This window comes from Mucilaginibacter pineti, from assembly GCF_900101875.1.
GTDB classification, from domain to species: Bacteria; Bacteroidota; Bacteroidia; order Sphingobacteriales; family Sphingobacteriaceae; genus Mucilaginibacter; species Mucilaginibacter pineti.
On sequence record NZ_FNAI01000002.1, the window covers coordinates 650341 to 668255 of the forward strand.

Annotated in this window: 14 protein-coding genes; 13 read left to right on the forward strand and 1 reads right to left on the reverse strand. The window is 42.1% G+C overall.

Translation table 11 applies throughout. The features are described 5' to 3' along the window. Positions 1-4: 4 nt before the first annotated feature. Genes BLS59_RS06975 through BLS59_RS06985 form a run of 3 tightly spaced genes read left to right on the forward strand, consistent with a single transcriptional unit; the run spans position 5 to position 2263 of the window. A complete protein-coding gene (locus BLS59_RS06975) occupies positions 5-226 on the forward strand; it encodes a DUF4266 domain-containing protein (protein ID WP_091146718.1) in 222 nt (73 codons plus the stop codon). Positions 227-250: 24 nt separating this feature from the next. Further along, positions 251-1549, forward strand: a complete 1299-nt coding sequence (locus tag BLS59_RS06980) for a DUF3570 domain-containing protein (protein ID WP_091146721.1) — start codon at positions 251-253, stop codon at positions 1547-1549. Positions 1550-1573: 24 nt separating this feature from the next. Continuing rightward, complete coding sequence (locus BLS59_RS06985) at positions 1574-2263, forward strand: VIT1/CCC1 transporter family protein (protein WP_091146725.1); 690 nt, start codon at positions 1574-1576, stop codon at positions 2261-2263. A gap of 4 nt (positions 2264-2267) precedes the next feature. Here the strand turns inward: BLS59_RS06985 and BLS59_RS06990 are convergent, their stop codons facing one another. Then, a complete protein-coding gene (locus BLS59_RS06990; protein WP_091146728.1) occupies positions 2268-2951 on the reverse strand; it encodes a cytochrome b/b6 domain-containing protein in 684 nt (227 codons plus the stop codon). 185 nt (positions 2952-3136) lie between these two features. On the opposite strand from BLS59_RS06990, the gene BLS59_RS06995 reads away from it, so the two are divergent. The 10 genes from BLS59_RS06995 to BLS59_RS07040 all read left to right on the forward strand — a co-directional run bounded on the left by BLS59_RS06995 (position 3137) and on the right by BLS59_RS07040 (position 17906). Further along, positions 3137-3814: a response regulator transcription factor gene (locus tag BLS59_RS06995; protein ID WP_091146732.1), complete on the forward strand. Its 678-nt coding sequence runs from the start codon at positions 3137-3139 to the stop codon at positions 3812-3814. After that, positions 3811-5064: a sensor histidine kinase gene (locus BLS59_RS07000; RefSeq protein WP_091146736.1), complete on the forward strand. Its 1254-nt coding sequence runs from the start codon at positions 3811-3813 to the stop codon at positions 5062-5064. Before BLS59_RS06995 ends, BLS59_RS07000 begins: the two co-directional genes overlap by 4 nt. A 405-nt stretch (positions 5065-5469) precedes the next feature. After that, positions 5470-6690 carry an alpha/beta hydrolase gene (locus tag BLS59_RS07005; protein WP_162842571.1) on the forward strand — a complete coding sequence of 407 codons (1221 nt, stop codon included), beginning with the start codon at positions 5470-5472 and terminating at the stop codon, positions 6688-6690. Between the two features lie 418 nt (positions 6691-7108). After that, positions 7109-7696 (forward strand): RNA polymerase sigma-70 factor, encoded by a 588-nt coding sequence (locus tag BLS59_RS07010; RefSeq protein ID WP_091146742.1) that lies wholly within the window; start codon positions 7109-7111, stop codon positions 7694-7696. A gap of 90 nt (positions 7697-7786) precedes the next feature. After that, positions 7787-8791, forward strand: coding sequence for a FecR family protein (locus BLS59_RS07015; RefSeq protein WP_091146746.1), 1005 nt, complete (start codon positions 7787-7789; stop codon positions 8789-8791). Between the two features lie 231 nt (positions 8792-9022). Beyond that, positions 9023-12451 carry a TonB-dependent receptor domain-containing protein gene (locus BLS59_RS07020; protein WP_240315167.1) on the forward strand — a complete coding sequence of 1143 codons (3429 nt, stop codon included), beginning with the start codon at positions 9023-9025 and terminating at the stop codon, positions 12449-12451. A gap of 7 nt (positions 12452-12458) precedes the next feature. Continuing rightward, a complete protein-coding gene (locus BLS59_RS07025; RefSeq protein WP_143014058.1) occupies positions 12459-14273 on the forward strand; it encodes a hypothetical protein in 1815 nt (604 codons plus the stop codon). 7 nt (positions 14274-14280) lie between these two features. Beyond that, on the forward strand, positions 14281-15549 hold the full coding sequence (locus tag BLS59_RS07030; protein ID WP_091146754.1) for a hypothetical protein: 1269 nt from the start codon (positions 14281-14283) through the stop codon (positions 15547-15549). Between the two features lie 7 nt (positions 15550-15556). Next, positions 15557-16639 carry a fasciclin domain-containing protein gene (locus BLS59_RS07035; RefSeq protein ID WP_091146758.1) on the forward strand — a complete coding sequence of 361 codons (1083 nt, stop codon included), beginning with the start codon at positions 15557-15559 and terminating at the stop codon, positions 16637-16639. Positions 16640-16655: 16 nt separating this feature from the next. Further along, a complete protein-coding gene (locus BLS59_RS07040) occupies positions 16656-17906 on the forward strand; it encodes a fasciclin domain-containing protein (RefSeq protein ID WP_091146761.1) in 1251 nt (416 codons plus the stop codon). The last annotated feature ends 9 nt before the right edge of the window (positions 17907-17915 follow it).

Genomic DNA, 17915 nt, shown 5'->3' on the forward strand with positions numbered 1-17915 from the left:
TATAATGACCACTAAATTAATTAAAACCGCCGGCTATTTTCTGCTTGCCGCATCGCTCACCTCATGTGTGCAGCTAAAAGAGTACCAGAAAAACCGGATCAACGATTCTGAAATGGCGTTAAGCAACCGTAAGGTTGAAAGGAACGAATTAAACTTCCAATCCTACCGGGAAGGGGCATCTGGTGCTAATGCAGGCAAAACAGGTGGTGGCTGCGGCTGCAATTAATATTAATTCAGATGCTTTAATTTCATGAAGAAAATATATTTATCCGTATTGGGCTTTGCCTTGATATGTCGTATGCAAGTGTATGCGCAAACAGCTAAAGACAGCATAGGTCGTCTTAACCCTGGTTTTAGCCTGGCAACAACCGCCGCGCAGGATACCAATGCATACCGGCCACGCAGGTTAAGGGTTGATGAAGTTAACTTTGTATCAAGCTACTACAAACAGGATGGCAATCACTCGGCTGTAACCGGTGGCATCGGCACCGAAAAGGTCACGGATATTGCAAACGGGATTGATCTGAAACTGGTTTGGTTTGGCAATACACTAAATAAAAATACGCTTTCGGTAGGGCTGGGTTTTGATCATCATACCTCTGCTTCGGCGGCCTATGTTTCACAAACAGGTGCCTCCAATACCGGTGGTAGCCGGGTTTACCCCTCACTGGACTGGACGGTTGAAAATACAAAAAAGGGAACGAGTTTTGGTATTGGCTCCTATTATTCCGGCGAATACAATTACCAGTCGTTGGGTGCCGATCTTCACTTTTCAGCTAAAACCACCAATAGGATGGGCGAATTCGGAGTGAAAGTGCAGGGCTATTTTGACCAGGTAAAACTGATATATCCTTCAGAGTTTATACCCCAGTCAACCACTACGGTTACTACTGTTACAACGGCAAGTGGCAACTCGTCAACCTCTCAAGGCGGTGGTAAAGCCAAAATTCCATCAAGTCCGCGTAACACCTACAGCGCGTCTTTTTCTTACTCGCAAATTGTAACATCAAGATTGCAGATCATGTTTTTGGCCGATGTAGTTACCCAGCATGGCTTCTTGAGTTTGCCATTTCACCGGGTATATTTTTCAAACGGCAAGGATACTATAGAAAGACTGCCATCATCCCGGTTTAAACTGCCTTTGGGCTTCAGGGCTAACTACTTCCTGGGCGATAACGTGATCTTGCGCTCCTACTATCGCTACTATACTGACAACTGGGGCACAAAATCAAATACCGCCAATCTGGAGATAGCTTATAAGGTAACACCATTCTTTTCAATTTCGCCCTTTTACAGGTATTATACACAAACCGCTGCCAAATATTTTGCCCCATATGAGCAAAACAGTGCATCGCAAACATACTTTACAAGCAATTATGAATATGCAAAATTCAATAGCCAGTTTTTTGGGGCGGGTATAAGACTGGCACCACCAAAGGGAGTGTTAGGTTGGCAAAGTTTGCATGAGGTAGAAATAAGATACGGACACTATAAGCAAGATACAGGGTTATCGTCGGATGTGGTATCGCTTAGCCTTGGATTTAAATAGATATATTTATTAAAACTAAGTTTTATGCACAAAGAACATCATGTTACCAGTTCAGAGATCATCAGGGATGTTGTAATAGGAATGTCTGACGGTTTAACGGTCCCTTTTGCGCTTGCAGCCGGTTTAAGTGGCGCGGTAAGTTCTTCTGCACTTATAGTAACCGCAGGCATAGCAGAAATTGTTGCCGGCTCAATTGCAATGGGACTTGGTGGTTTTTTGGCCGGCCGAACCGAGGTTGATCATTACAATTCCGAACTTAAACGGGAATATAACGAAGTTGAGCAGGTGCCGGAACAGGAGAAAGCTGAGGTTAAAGAAGTTTTTGCAGGCTTTGGCCTATCTGTAGGTTTACAGGACCAAATAGCCGACGAGTTATCAAAAGATAAAAAGAAATGGGTTGATTTTATGATGAAGTACGAGTTGGGATTAGAGGAGCCTAATCCCAACCGTGCTACAAAAAGCGCTTTTACTATAGGTGTATCATACATTGTTGGCGGTATTATACCTTTGTCGCCCTATCTTATTATCCATACAGCGCAGGAGGCTTTGTATTACTCATGCGGGGTAACATTAATTTGCTTGTTTATTTTCGGCTACTTTAAAAGCAAGCTTACCGGCCAGCCGGCTTTAAGCGGCGCGTTTAAAGTTGTTGTTATTGGTGCTTTAGCTGCCGGGGCCGCATTTGGAATGGCAAAGCTTATCAATGGTGGTTAATAAGCTATGCAGAACCACTATTACCGCCGTTGATCATATCGGATACAATGCCTTTGCCACCATCCTTGCGTTCGGCTAAAATTACGCCGGCAATATGTACCACTATAAAAGCTATAATGAGGTACATACAAAAACCGTGAACCTCCTTTACACTGTGCCTTATCGATTTAAATTGCGCCAAAGCATCCTCAAAAGCCAGGAATAATCCGGTTAATACCATGATGGTTAGCAAAAAGTAAAAAACTCCATAAATTGCCTTTACAGTAAGTTCATGCCTTACAGCTTCGCGGTTCTTTTTTGTGATTTGAAATTGGGTGTAAGCACTTTTAAGCTTGCGCATAAATTTTTGATCGGCCAATTGAAAAAATTCCAATATCAACCTAAATAAAAGTAACCCGGCCAAAGCATAACCAAAATATATATGTACCGCCCAAACACTATCGCCTAAACCATGCGCCACTGCACCGGCCTGTTGATCGGTAATGGTTGCACCGGCTTTTTGAAGTTCGCTTTTTACAATTTCACTTGCCTGGCGACTATCGGTAATGGTTGAATTGATAAGCACTGTAATAAGCGAGCCGCTTATTACCACAAGATTTATCCAGTGCCACAAACGCAGCGAAGCTGAATATTTTTTTCTTTTCCCAGGATGTTGTACATCCTCACTAACTGGTTCAATTGCTGACATAAAATTAAAATTTAAGATCCTGCTTTACCTGACTGTATCTTCTGAATTACAAATTTGGCATCCTGGTTTTTAGTCATGGGCTAAGTTTGTTTAAAGCTACAGGATAAATTTGAAGCAATACTGAAGATAAAAAAGCTTCAGATTTACTTCAGATTATTAGTTTAGATTTGGTAAAAGGCTAAAAATTGAAGTTCCTGATCATTGAAGACGAGCAAGTCTTACGCGAAAGCATCCTATCATACTTGAATACCGATGGTAATATTTGTGAAAGCTGTTCAAACCTGGCCGACTCATTAACCAGATTGGCCGACTATAATTACGATTGCGTAATTCTTGATATTGGACTGCCCGATGGGGATGGCTTTACCGTGCTTCAATATTTAAGATCTGCGTTAAAATCCGAAGCGGTCATCATTATTTCGGCCCGAAATTCATTGGATGATAAATTAAAAGGGCTCAATATTGGTGCCGATGACTACCTTACCAAGCCTTTTCACCTTGCCGAACTTAAGGCAAGGCTGGCAGCCGTGTACAGGCGTAAAACCGCTAATAGCAACAATTACCTTGTATTTAACGAAGTAGTAATTGATCTCTCTGGCCGAACTGTTGATATTAATAACGGCACGGTAATTTTAACCCGAAAAGAGTATGATATGTTACTATATTTTATAGCCAATAAAGGGCGGGTTATTTCCAAAAATGCTATTGCCGAACATTTATGGGGAGACGAAATGGATATGAACGATAATTTCGACTTTATTTACACCCACATCAAAAATTTGCGGAAAAAAATGATGGACGCCGGGTGTAAAGACTATCTAAAATCGATATACGGAATTGGCTATAAATTTTTAGCAGAATGAAATTATCTACCCACTACAACAAAGCCAGCGTGGTTATATCGGTATCTGTTTTAGTGGTTGGCGCTATCGTTTATTTTTTTACCATCAATTATATTTCACAAAAACAGTTTGACAGTGATTTAGGAGAGGAAGTTTCTGAAGTATTGGAGTATATCAATTTTCACCACCAATTGCCCAAACCAACTGATTTTGATGAAGATCAGACAAGTTTTGTAAAAACAGATCACACGCACTTCGATACCCGTTTTTTTGATACGGTTTACACGGCGTCAAAAAATAAAATAGAGGATGGCCGGGCCGTAGAAGCCATGATTCCGTTTAATAACCAGCACTATAAAATGGTTATTGTCATTTCAAAAGAAAGTACTCAATACCTGGTACAAATTATCACGATAATCACATTAGGTTTAATGGCAACATTGCTGTTGGTTATTTTTTTAACCAACAGGTATATTTTAAGTGATTTATGGCAACCGTTTTACAATACCTTAAGTGAGATCAAGCTATTTAATGTATCCGACTCATCAAAATTTAAATCGACAGATAGTAAGGTAGATGAATTTAAAGAGTTGAATGTGGCAGTGCAGGAAATGTCTGGAAGGGCAAAAAATGATTTTCAAAATCTTAAGCATTTTACAGAAAATGCATCCCATGAGATGTTAACGCCACTTGCTGTTATAACCACCAAGCTGGATATCTTAATTCAGGACGAGAACCTAACAGATACGCAATTAAATCATATCCGTGATATTTATTCGTCCATCAACAAATCAACCCGTTTAAATCAGTCTTTATTGCTGTTGATTAAAATAGATAACCATTTGATAAATGATGAGGAGCTTATAAATTTGAAAGGCTTTTTGATATCAAAGGCCATGCAGTTTCAGGAATTGATGCGTGGGCAAAATATCGATTTAAGCTACAAGCTCATCGAAAAACAAGTTAGCGCAAGCAAGTATCTTTTAGATATATTGCTTAACAATTTGCTTAGCAACGCCATTAAGCATAATCACCCAGGCGGGAAGATTAATATAACCCTTTACAACAATCAACTCATCATAAAAAATACAGGTAAGCTTATGCCCTTAGCCGGTGATGTTATTTTTGACCGCTTTTATAAAGGCAGCGATTCGCAAGGTACAGGTCTTGGGCTTACCCTTGTTAAAAACATCTGTCAATATCATCAGTATGATGTTTCTTACGCATACGCAGTTGGCCGGCATGCTTTCACCATAACCTTTGAAAGTTAATCACTGTAACTTGGATGTCGAACCAGCAAAAAACAGAGCAGGAGATATCTTAAACTTTCTTTTTAGACTAAATCTCAAAAAGGTACAAGAAGTATTTGCGGAAAAATAGAACCGTTACTGTGAGCGGTATAACTATTTGACTAATAGTATTTTAAGGTCATAAAAAAAGGAAACAACGACCATGTGTTGTTTCCTTAAGTACCCGACGTTACAACTATCCAAACGTTTTTTGGAGGATATTCAACTTCTGTGGCGTTTAATCGCATAAAATCAGATACTTGGTGAGAAAGATATCCGGACGTTTCCTAATTAAAGATGATAAAGGGTGCGGTGAAAACGCCGACCACCGGCTGAAGGTATCAGGAAAAACCTTATTATTGGAGTTAGTTCATCATGCCAAATCATATGAAATCCAGTTTCCTAAAAAAGCATTTTACATTTGTATTTTTTATTGTATTTCTACTTTTTTCATTTAAAGCAAGTGCTCAGAAGGTAAGGCCAATTAAGTCCGATCAGGGAGAAGTTGTAACAATGCATTCCGACATTCTTAAAGAAGATCGAAGAATACTGATCTACGCACCGAAAGATTCTGCCAATTCAGAGAAAAAATATCCGGTGATCTATGTTCTGGATGCCGACAATCATTTCGCCCAAATGGTAGAATATTCTAAATACCTCAGCCGGCAAGATGTATTTGTTATTCCTCCACTGATCGTTGTAGGAATAACAAATACGGACCGTAACCGTGACCTTACTCCATCTCACAGCAATGTTGATTATTTTGGAAAATCGGATACGACTGCTAATTCCCCGTATAAGAACAGCGGAGGAAATGAGCATTTTTTTCAATTCATTCAGAAAGAACTCATGCCCTATGTTAGTTCAAATTACAAAACTCAACCTTACCGCATTTTTGCTGGACACTCATTCGGAGCTCTGACAACCATTAATTGCCTGATCAATTATCCGGATATGTTCGACGCATACATTGCCGTGAGCCCATCCTTCTGGTGGGATCAGAAATTCCTTCTGAAACTCGCGGATAAAAAATTAAAAGCAGGGTCAACCTTATCGAAGACGCTTTTTTTTAGCGATGGCAATGAAGATTCTTCTTCACCTGGATCACCGTTTCATACGGATGTTTTAAAGTTTGATTCCTTGCTCAAAAAGCGAAACATCAAAGGTTTAGATTTCGAATATATGACCTATCCGGCTGAGAGTCATATGACTGTGCCTATTAAGTCATACTATGACGGACTTCGATTTATCTATCACCAATGGCAGCTCCCTCCGGTAAGTGATGAAAAGCTCAATCCGGAAATTGTTATGAAACATTATAAAGGACTATCGCAAAAGTTTGGGTATCTGATTTTGCCTGACGAAGCATATTTCAACGACTTGGCACAATGGTTAGTAAAAAAACCAGCAACCCTAAACAATGGAATTAAGCTACTGGAAATGAATACAGTGAATTACCCATCTTCTTCAAGAGCCTTCACGGCTCTGGGTGCAGCCTACGTGGTGAAAGGAGAAAAGCAAAACGCTATCGCTTCGTACAAAAAGGCTAGCGAATTGAATCCTACGTCAAATGAAATTAAATCGCGTTTGAAGGAGTTGCAGAAATAATATATTAAGCCTTCTGCGAATTGTGAAAGGTTAAACATCGCTAAATTAACGCCTTCGCCAGATGACGGCATAATATACGTAACATCGCCCAGCAAAGGAATATCAGCATGTGCCTTCCAACTTTGGTTTAACAGTATGCATTACTGTGGGCGGGTCATCCTCGGCAAATCTGCATGTTCAATCGTTTCCAGCCAAAGCGGCGACCAACCCGAGAACTCCGTAATAAACCAAGCGCGTAAAAAAGATCAACTCATAACATATGACTAAACCGATTGCGTGCGAGAAGCGCTTTGGTAATCAAGTAATATACAATTGCAACAAATTTGTTATGTGTTAATAATAATAGATTAACACTAAATTAATTTTACTGTGCAAAGCCGAAGTTAATTTTGCCAGCAAAAGCTAACTATCGCTTTGTATGGGATTTAAAAATTTACCGGACCACTTATTGATTCAAAAATGCAGGGAAGGTAATTCGAAAGCCTTTGATCAATTATTTTTCCGTTATTTTTCCAGGTTATATAAATATACAATACATCATACAGGTAATGAACAGCTTGCCGAGGAGTTGGTGATGGACCTCATGTTATGGATCTGGAATAAAAAAGAAACGATAGAAGTAAAAGGCGATCTGTCTTCCTATCTTTTCAAGGCCATCAAAAATGCCATATACAATCATTTTCGGAAAATTGAGCTTGATACTATACCTATTGACCTGATAATTGTTGATCCGCCAGCATACGATAATATTGATGACCAGATTGCCGCCCGCGAACTGGAGGAAGAATACCAATTGAGTTTAACCATGCTTACCCCGCAGCGCCGCAAAGTTTTTGAGCTTAGCCGCGAGCAGGATATGACATATGCCGAAATAGCCGGTCATCTCAACCTGTCTGTTAAAACAGTAGAAGCTCACGTATCGGCATCTCTGCAATTTATGCGCAAACGCTTTAAAAACTATGCAGATCTCGTTACTTTGATCGTTGTTTTAAATCTTTTGAAATAATTTTCTCTTTGATTTTCAGGTTGATATAATTAATCTCAATCTTTTTTTAAAATCGGTTAAGGGTGTACGCCTGTTTTATGTGCATTGTATATGAACAGCACAGATATGCAGCAACCCATAAGCAAAGATTTAATAAAAAGATATTTAAAAGGCAATTGTACCCTCCGCGAACGCGCCCTGGTTAAGGAACTGATGCGCAACGGAGAAGCTAAAGTCTTATTTGATGAGGTTTTGGATGAACATCCTATTGATGATTATGCAAAAACCGATGGTAAACAGCTTGAGGTTTGGGCCAAAAAATTCCATGAACATCTAAATGCTTCAGGAAACGATAACGTAAAACCTATAGGCAACCGCGCATGGTTAAAATATGCTGCGGTGCTCTCATTTTTAATGCTGACAATTGGCAGTTATATTTTGCTTCATAAACGTAACACTGCCGATACGCTGATAGCTATGCAGCAAACCGTTAACCCAAACGGCAAACTGGTTCAAATTAAACTGAGCGACAATACCACAGTAATGTTAAACGCCGCCAGTAAGTTAAAATATCCCACCCATTTTAATGGCAAAACAAGGGAAGTTTACCTTGAGGGTGAAGCTTTTTTTGATGTTGCACATGATACTCAACATCCATTTATAGTACATACATCACAACTAAAAGTAAATGTATTGGGTACCTCATTTAATGTTAAAGATTATAGTGCCGAGAAAGAAATTGCCATAACCGTTGCCACTGGTAAGGTAGGTGTAATAACCAATGGGTACAGCGGCAAAACATATATGTTATTGCCAGGACAACAATTGCATTACAGCATTGCCAATCAATTTATCAGCCAAAACAAAGTTGATTTGAATGAGGTAGCCGCATGGCAGTCAGGCATGCTTATTTATCATAATGAAACGCTCGAAAATATCAGCCGCCAGATGGAACGCTGGTATGATGTGAAATTCAATTTTAAAAATGAAGCGGTTCGCCACATGCGTTTTAGCCTTAAACAAAAAAACGACCGGCTGGAAAACGTGATGCGGACATTAAAATTTGCGGGAGGCATTCGTTACTCCATTGCGGGAAAAACGGTGAGCATCTGGTAAAAGCACATGCCCTGCGTTATTTATACTAACAAATTTAATTACCCAAAACAGATGCTATGAAATAGAGATACTTCCCAACCTTCAACGCGATGTTAAAATTAAGAGACAGGGGGATTCGAGCACCCCTGCCTCAGTAAGCTTTAACAATCCATTATTTTCTTACCACAACAGACATTAAAAAAAGCTATGCACAATTCTACAAAAAGAAGTGTAATTAAACTATTATTTTTTATGACGAGGTTAACCTTCCTGGTGATCATAGTCAGCCTGACTTTAACAGGGGTTATTTTTGCGACCGGTGTAAAGTCACAAAGTTTAAATGACTACAGGGTTTCTGTAAATTTTAAGGATGCCGGTATTGAAGAAATCTTAAACAGTTTTGAAAAACAATCGCCTTTTACGTTTACCTATGCAGCAAGCTTAAGCAAAACGGCGCCGATTACCATCAACATTCAGAACAAAACCTTATTGGAAGCTTTACGGATATTGAGAAATACCGCAAAGCTGGAATTTAAACAGGTTAATTCAACAATAACGGTGGGCAGTTTACCAATCCCCCCGCCGCCAGGCGTCATAGAAGGCACCATCTATGACGCCACAACCAAAGAAACACTTATTGGGGCAATTGTTACTGCAGACGGGCGGTCATATCCAACCGATGGTAACGGGCATTATAAAATTTCCCTTGCAGCCGGCACTTATGATCTGGTGATCAAATACATTGGATATGAAACCAAAAAGATGCCTGGCATAAATGTAATACAGGGATCAACAACCTCTTTAAATATCCTGCTTAAACCTTCGGCTACGGCGTTGGGCGAGGTTAGGGTAGAAGCCCGGAGGCGCTCGGCCAGTGAAGCATTGCTGCTGAACGATCGCAAGAATTCGGCTATCGTATCCGATGGTATTTCGGCACAGAACATCGAAAAAACAGCCAGTATAACCACTACTCAAGCACTGCAAAGGGTAACCGGCGTTACCATAACCGATGATAAATATGTTGCTGTAAGGGGCCTTGGCGACCGCAGCGTTATAGCGGAGTTGAATGGCGCACGCCTATCATCAGCTAATCCGGATCGCAGTTCGGTACCGCTTGATTTGGTACCTGCAGCCCTGTTGGATAATATCAACGTTTACAAAACCCTGAGCCCTGATAGGCCAGCCGATGCCTCGGCCGGTTTGATTGAACTGAAAACCAAATCTATCCCCGAATCGCTGGTGCTGGAGTTTACAGCGCAATCCGGCTTTAATTCAACCATTGGCTTAGGCGGGCAATACAATAGCTTTTATAACAGCGACCTTGGGTTTTTAGGGGGGAATGTAAGTAAGCATAACCTAAGTAAGGATTTTACAAACCTCGGTAAGCAGTATCCGGGCGGCCTTGTACAAATCCAAAATCTATTTATTCAAAGCCGTAACAACCCTACACTTGCTGCCGAGGCATTTCGCGTAAGCAAGATCATGCAGAGTTTTGACCCGGTGTTAACAACACAGTATAAGAAGGCCGATCCTAACCAGGTATATACCATATCATTTGGTAATTCTTATAAAATTTTCCACGGGCATACGCTGGGCGTTGTGCTCAGTGCAAATTATTATCAGCGTACTACTGACATTTACAACGGCGAGCGAAACCAATACAGTTTATTTCAGGGTGTGGTTACCGGTTCGCCTACTATTTATAGCGCACTTCATATTCCTAATTTTATTACGCCGAATTACCCCCGTTTAGGGAATTATTTAAGCTACAAGGAAAATACAGGTACTCAAACGCTAAATTATGGCGGCCTGGTGGGGCTAACTTATCAATTCAACAAGCGTAACGAGATACAGGCGCAGTATTTAGGTAGCCGCGGCGCCGAATCGCAGGGCAGTAACCTGACCGGGGCATGGCAAAATACGGGTTTAAATTTTCCGGTTTACAATACCATTAACCAGCTGCGCACTACCTACCGCACTTTTAATACCTTCAATTTGCAGGGAGAGCACAAGTTTTTGGATAAGGTATGGTCGCCAAAGTTGGGCTATAATTTAAGTACATCAAAAAGCACCCAAACAGACCCGGATTTTCGTTCAACAGATGTTGCTGATTACAGGACGCAGCGATTTCAGGATCCTAACGGAGTGGGTATAGGATCAGACACTTATACTTTTGTGAGTGGTTTGGTACATGGCGTCGGCAACGATGTTAGCAACATTATAGTAGCCGACCCTAACGGGCGCCAGTACCGCAAACTTGATGAAACTAATTATAACGCCAAAGCAGATTTGAGTCAGCCCTTTAAAATAGGAAAGCTGGATCAGTTATTAAAATTCGGTTTCAACTATCTGAAGAGAGACAGGGATTATACCGAACAGGTGTTGGGCTTGCCAGGCTCAAATTTAGGTGGTGGCGGGGCACAATTGCTTAATAATGCCAAGGGTAATTTGAATCAATTGATATCGCCAAGTAATATAGGCCTCCTTGATCCTGCTCAGTACGATAGTGAAGGCCAGCCAAGAGTTGGCGGTTTCTTATATCAAACCAAGAAATCGCCTAACAATTACACGGGCACCTATGAAACCCGTGCTTTTTATGGAATGCTGGATGCACATGTTATGGACGGACTTCGCATAACCGGCGGTGTGCGTTTTGAATCGACCGATATCAGGGCGCATGTTGATACCGCCGGGGTATTTGTGCCGCAAAACCTGAACGTGCTTACCGGTTTGCCAAATGCATCGGTAAAATACAGTACAAACCAACCCAATACCGCCTATACGCAAAACTATAAGCCTTATTATTCAGTCAATTTAACCTACTCAAAAATCAAAGACATGAATTTCAGGCTGGCCTACAGTACATCACTGGCTCGCCCCGAACTACGTGAGCTAACCAATATTTTTGAGTTCGATCCATTCCAGTTCGCGGTAGTTGGCGGTAACCCCAACCTCATCAATCAATTAACAAAAAGTGCCGATTTCAGGTGGGAGTGGTTTACCGGCCCCGGCGAAGTATTATCAGCGTCGGTATTTACAAAAAATATTCATAATTCTTTAGAAAAAGTATTCAGTTACCAGTCGCAGGGTAACCTGTCAACCGCGCCGGAGTTTCCTTTGATAATATACCAGAATGACCCTAACGTGGGTAAAGTATACGGTGTGGAACTGGAGGCACGCCGCGACCTGGGCAAAATATTTGATCCACTTAAATACCTGTTCATCGGTGCTAATTTATTGCTGGACGAAAGTACCATCGACAAAAATCCGGCGCGTTTGGATGCCTCGCGTATTAACGACAGACGTTCGCCTGCAACAAGTCCCGTATTTGAGCAGGCACCTTATTCCATCAACACTTACCTTGATTATGCCAACACCGCAAGTGGTACCAATATAACCGCCAGCTTCAACATGGTTGGTGCAAGGCTGATACAAGTACAGTTGGATGGTACTCCCGATATATACGACAGGCCTACACCTACACTCGACCTGGTGTTCAGCCAGAAATTTGGGAAACAATGGATAGTAAAAGGCTTTGCCAAAAATATTTTTGATCCACCTTATAAAGAGGTTTATACCAACCCCGGCAACAATGGTAAATACTACGGTAACGAATACATCTACCGCATGTACCACAAAGGTGCCGAGTTTTCATTAGGACTTACCTACAAATTATTCTAAAATGAGTATGAAAAAAATACTAATTCATCAGCCAGCATACCATTGTGTTTTATTGCTGGTGCTGCTTGTCCTGTTGACATGCAGTTGTAAAAAGGAAAAAATAAGCAACACTATTCCTTTACAAAATGCAGGTAATCAATCTGCTTCAAGCATTCGTATGTTCAATTTTAGCGGCTATCCGGCAAATATGACCGTTAATAATATACCGCTTACATCTTACTCAAACGGCAATACCGGGCAGGGAACGCCACTGGGTTTGTCTGTATTTCCAACAGGAATGTGGGAAGCCGGAGATGACGGCAGCCCGTTTACATTACCCAATAGCTTATTGAACAAGGATGGAAAAGCGCATTTTATTTTGGGCGGAGGACTTGGTGGAGCATCGGCTATTGATACCACCATAGTAAATAATGTGGCGCATCCGCAGGATTACTATCTGCTGCTAAACGGACAGTTTAGGGTAATAGACCGTAACAATCTGCCACCGACAAATCCCAAAAACTTTAGGATAAGGATCATCAACCTGGGGGCGACCACTGACCCCTATGGCTTAAATGGCCCGGTTTCCCTTACCTATTCCGATGGCAGTCAGGTCGATCCGGCCTTAAATAACATCGCGCTGAACGCATCTTCCGGATATGTGGATATACCTTACGGCACTTATCAGTTTAAGCTTTTTGCATCAGATGGTGCGGGTATAAAAGCAAACCGGCAACTGGCAGAATTGCCAACTATAGTCCGTTTAGATCCCTGTGCGCCAAATGTCATTCAACCCCAGGAAGGCCTTACCCCAAGGGTACGAACTTTTAAACCCGGCGGCGTTTATAGTTTGGTGATTACCCCAAATCTGATGAATTATATAGGTTGTGATACTTACCCGGCAATTACCTATGCAAATTCATATCGTGTAATCACCGAGCTTGACCCCGGTGTAAATAGCACCTACGCCCGCATGCAGGCTGTCAATGCTATACCTGGCAAGCAAATAACCATTAAAGTGGATGGGGGCGCATTGGGAGGCCAACAGCCTTACATTGGCTCAGTTACGGCAGTTGCGGCTCAGCAATCAACTTATCAGATTTTTGTGCAAGGGAACCATCACATACAAGCCATCGACCAGAATGGTACTGTTTTAGCCGAAGGAGATCTCAAGCTGTACCCATATGATAATTATACCATATGGGCTTATAACAAGTCCGATGGCAAGCCAGCCGTTTTATTTGAGTCTAATGACATGTCGGGATCTATTTACAACAGCTCTTATGCTCCAAACCCGCAAACTGGAGTCGTCCCTGATGATGGCACAAACGGTATTCCGCGCAGGGGGCAATATTTTTACGCGCTGGAATCGCGGTTTCTTAACCTGAGCCCCGATCTGCCTTATGCAACATTTACTAACGATCATCAGTTGTTTTTACCGGAGGGTAACTTTCAGAATGGCGATACCATGCGTTATTACAGCGCATATGTAAACCTCGCGTCAGGTATAATGCCTGCAAACAACAGCTCCATTATTTACACTTTACAACCTGTAACAGGGGGTAAGGTAGGGGTATATGCAGAGTTTAACTACCTCCCCAAATATATCAGGGCCTACCAGTCGAGCCCGGGTAACCTGCCCGAAATACCGGGCACCCTGTTGGTTAACGTAGCACCGGTTGATGTATTGCAAACCTTTGTTTCAAACCAAAATTTATACTCAACGCCTAAATATAAAGTAGCGGAAACGGGTATATACACCGTGGCTTTGGTAGGGAAAACCGCAAGTGGTGCCCAAGCCGCTGAAAAAGCCAGGATCGTTGTAATTAAACACAATAAATAGGCATAACATGAAACTATATAGATCAATATTTTTTTTATTGCTGTTTAGCCTTGGCACGGCCGGCTGCAAGAAATATGCGCTCGCCCCGCTAGTGAAGGATCCGGCCTACATCCGGGTATTTAATAATCTTACCAGTACTATTGATGCGCTGCATAACCAGCAGGCTACGCCATTTTTAACATTTTTGATGGACCCCAAAACCGATGCGGCAGGTGTACCCAACGATGCCGACATTATAGGCGACTATTTGGGCACCAGGCAAATTTTTAGCCTGTCATATCCTATTAATGAGGCAAACAGCTCAACAGGTAATGGCACCCTGGGGAATTTTACCCATCCGCCAACAGTGAATTTAACACCTGTAAATTACGAGTATCCGGGCAACGCGCATGTGCAGGTTGCCCCGGTTATCAACGGGCTCGATCTTTCTGCGTGGGCACAGATCCCATCCGGCAAGCACCGCATCATGTTTATTGTGCGCCCGCAAAGTAATCCCGGTTTTAAAGACCTGTCGGAAACGCAGAGGAGCAGCATTTTGGTAGATACTACAATAACCTTTGAGAAAGGAGAAGTGTACACGCTGGAGGTAGTATCGCACGACCTTGATAATGGTAAGTACGGGCTTTATATCCGCCATGAACAGTTCACCCACCAGGCATTTGATCCTGGTAAACTTTATGTAGGCTTTGTCAATCTATCGGGTAAAGCAACCAGCGATATGGTGCACGGCCTGAAAAAATACATGGGCGACAAGATAAATATCACCGCCACTTACAATATTTTTAATGACGCCGCATCAGCAGGAGGAGGGCAAAACGCACCCGGGGCCAATTACGATTTTTACCCGGGGTATAACAATACCGTGTTAACCACCCTCACCACCAAAATGGATGCCGCGATAGATTACAAGCCGCTGCCTTTTTTGTCGCAGGATGCGTTTTTCTATCAGGGCTTGCCCAGGATTTATGCTGATATAACAGGCCATGTATTTGTTAACCCGCTTGGCACGCTGCCGTATTTTAATTTTCAGCTTTTTAATGCTGATGACCCGCATCTGGACCCTTTTAGCGGCCAGTTTTTCTTTATAGACTGCGGCCAGGACCCCGCCATATTTAACAGCTATGTTACAAGTAGCAGTACCCCACAGCTTAACCTTATAGTTAATACAGGCAATGGTTTTCATGCGTATTCTACCTTAAATATCATGGAGATTGTTTATGACCGGGTTTACCTGATGCAGATACAAAGAGGATTTAACGAGTTACCTAACAACTAAACAAATCATGAAAAACAATAAATATTTCCTGATAGCGATAGCATGGCTGCTGATCTTACAAACAGCATGTGTTAAAGCGCCGGATGCGGTGCCGCAAGCCCAAAAGGATGACCGGTCGCTGCTAACCATTATAAAAAATAATTATGCCTTCAGCATGTTTTACACCGCTTTACAGCGCACCGGTTTGGATAAAACGCTACAGGGTAAGGGGCCCTATACCATATTGGTGCCGGATAACAATGCGTTTGTCAGTTCAGGCATCGGTGCCGACAGCCTTTCAAAAATAGATACTGCTACGCTTAAAAAGCTCATTAGCTATCATATCATCCCAATGAGCGTGAAATATGCAGGCATTCCGCAAACTATTGATTCGCCTTATCCAACCGTGGCGGGCCCGGTAGTTTATCTTTCGGTACCCTTAAATTCAGCTTCAGCGCCCTCCGGATCCGTTATAACTCCGTTGCATATCAATGGGGTGGTGGTAAATAAAACAGATATCGCAGCCGCCAACGGGTACATAATAGCTTTAAGCAGGGTATTGAATTATCCTGCTGCCTCAGTAAAAGCATACTTACTAAATAGCCCCAAGTACAGTTATTTTACCCAGGCACTAAAGCAGTTCGGCTTACTGGATAAGCTTGATGGCGCAGGTCCGTTTGTGGTTATGGCGCCTGATAATAACGCTTTTATCAATAATGGCATAGACAAAACAATGCTTGCCGCTATAGATACACTCAGGTATAAAAAGTTTTTATTCAGCGCCTATATCCTGTCGCCCTACCGGTTCTTTCTATCTGATTTTACTAAGGATGCACAGCCGCCTAACCTCTACAACCCCGTTATTTTCACACCGGATTATGCGATTACGATTTTTACGCCCTTTGGCGGCAGCAGTGCTGCGTACGGTATTAAATCATTAGACTACCAAACTATTGAAGCGAAATTCGATAACCCGCCATATTATGGCAACTCCTACATCTATGGTCCGCAAGCCAATATCGCCGATCCTGACCACCTGGCCGCCAACGGAGTTGTTCACGGGCTTGATGGCATGGTCATTATACCCGATAGTGTAAAAAATCATAAATAATTATTTCATCATACATATGAAGACTAACATAAGATATTTTCAGCCGATAGCCTTCCTGGCGGCTGGTTTGATTATAATGCTAAGTGCCTGTTTAAAGAAATCGGATGAGATACCTGTATCTGGTCCCGCAATACCTTTTCAAGGACAGGATTTGGTAAAAACGCTGAGCAGCCAGGCTTCATTGCATTTGTTCAATCTGGCTGTTAACCGGCTTTCGCTGGCAGCAAGTATCAATGCAAACAGCAGCTACACTATTTTTGCACCAACAGATTCGGCTATGAAAGCCAATGGTTTGGATTCGGCCGGGATAGTTAAACTAAATATCGATTCCCTTCGCCAGTTGATCAGTTACCAGATAGGTTTGGGCACTTTCGATGATAACCTGTTATCCAATAACATAACCACGCTGCAAATATTAACGCTTAGGCGGCAATCAACTATGTTGCCCAGCGGCGCAATATCAACGGTATCAGCGCCATTATATGTTAAAGAAACCGGTAAATTATATTTTAATGGTGTGCCGGTAAACAAAACTGCTCCCGCCATACCCGCTTACAACGGTTATATTTACCCTGTTTCGGGTTTCATGGCAAGGCTGTCTGCGCGTACCATAACTGACATTATCAGTACAGACCCCGACCTGAGTATGTTTAACCAGGCAGTAGCAATTGCCGACAGCGTATTCATTGCCAATGCCGGGTTAAATATTGGTGACCTGCCTACGTTATTTACCACACTCCCAACAGCAGGGCGACCGCAATTATTACCCACCGTATTTGCACCTACAAATAAGGCGTTTAATGATGCCGGTTTTCATACTGCGGATGACCTGCGTAATTTTGCCTCGCGCTATCCGCCAACATTGGATTTTAACGACTTTGCTACCATTACTTATTCATCGTTGGACAGCTTGCTGGGCCGCCACATCCTTTTTAACGACATCAATCCACCCTATAACGTAAGGGTGCTTTATAACGATTTGCTTGGCCCGCTGATGAATAACGGTGTATATAATACTTACGTAGGCGGTTTTACTTCAAGTCAATTAGGGATACCGGGAGAGCCATCGGCGTTGAAATTTAAAACCCCATTAATCTTTTCTGCTAAAAACGGTATCGCTTATGTTAAGTGGACCAACGATCCAAAATTGCCACAGGTGGCGATACCGCTGGATGCTAACCCATTACACCCGGTGAACAACTATGTTGCATCCAACGGCGCGGTGTATAAAATAGACAAGCTTTTTTATCCTATAGTAAATAATTAATTCCCTTGA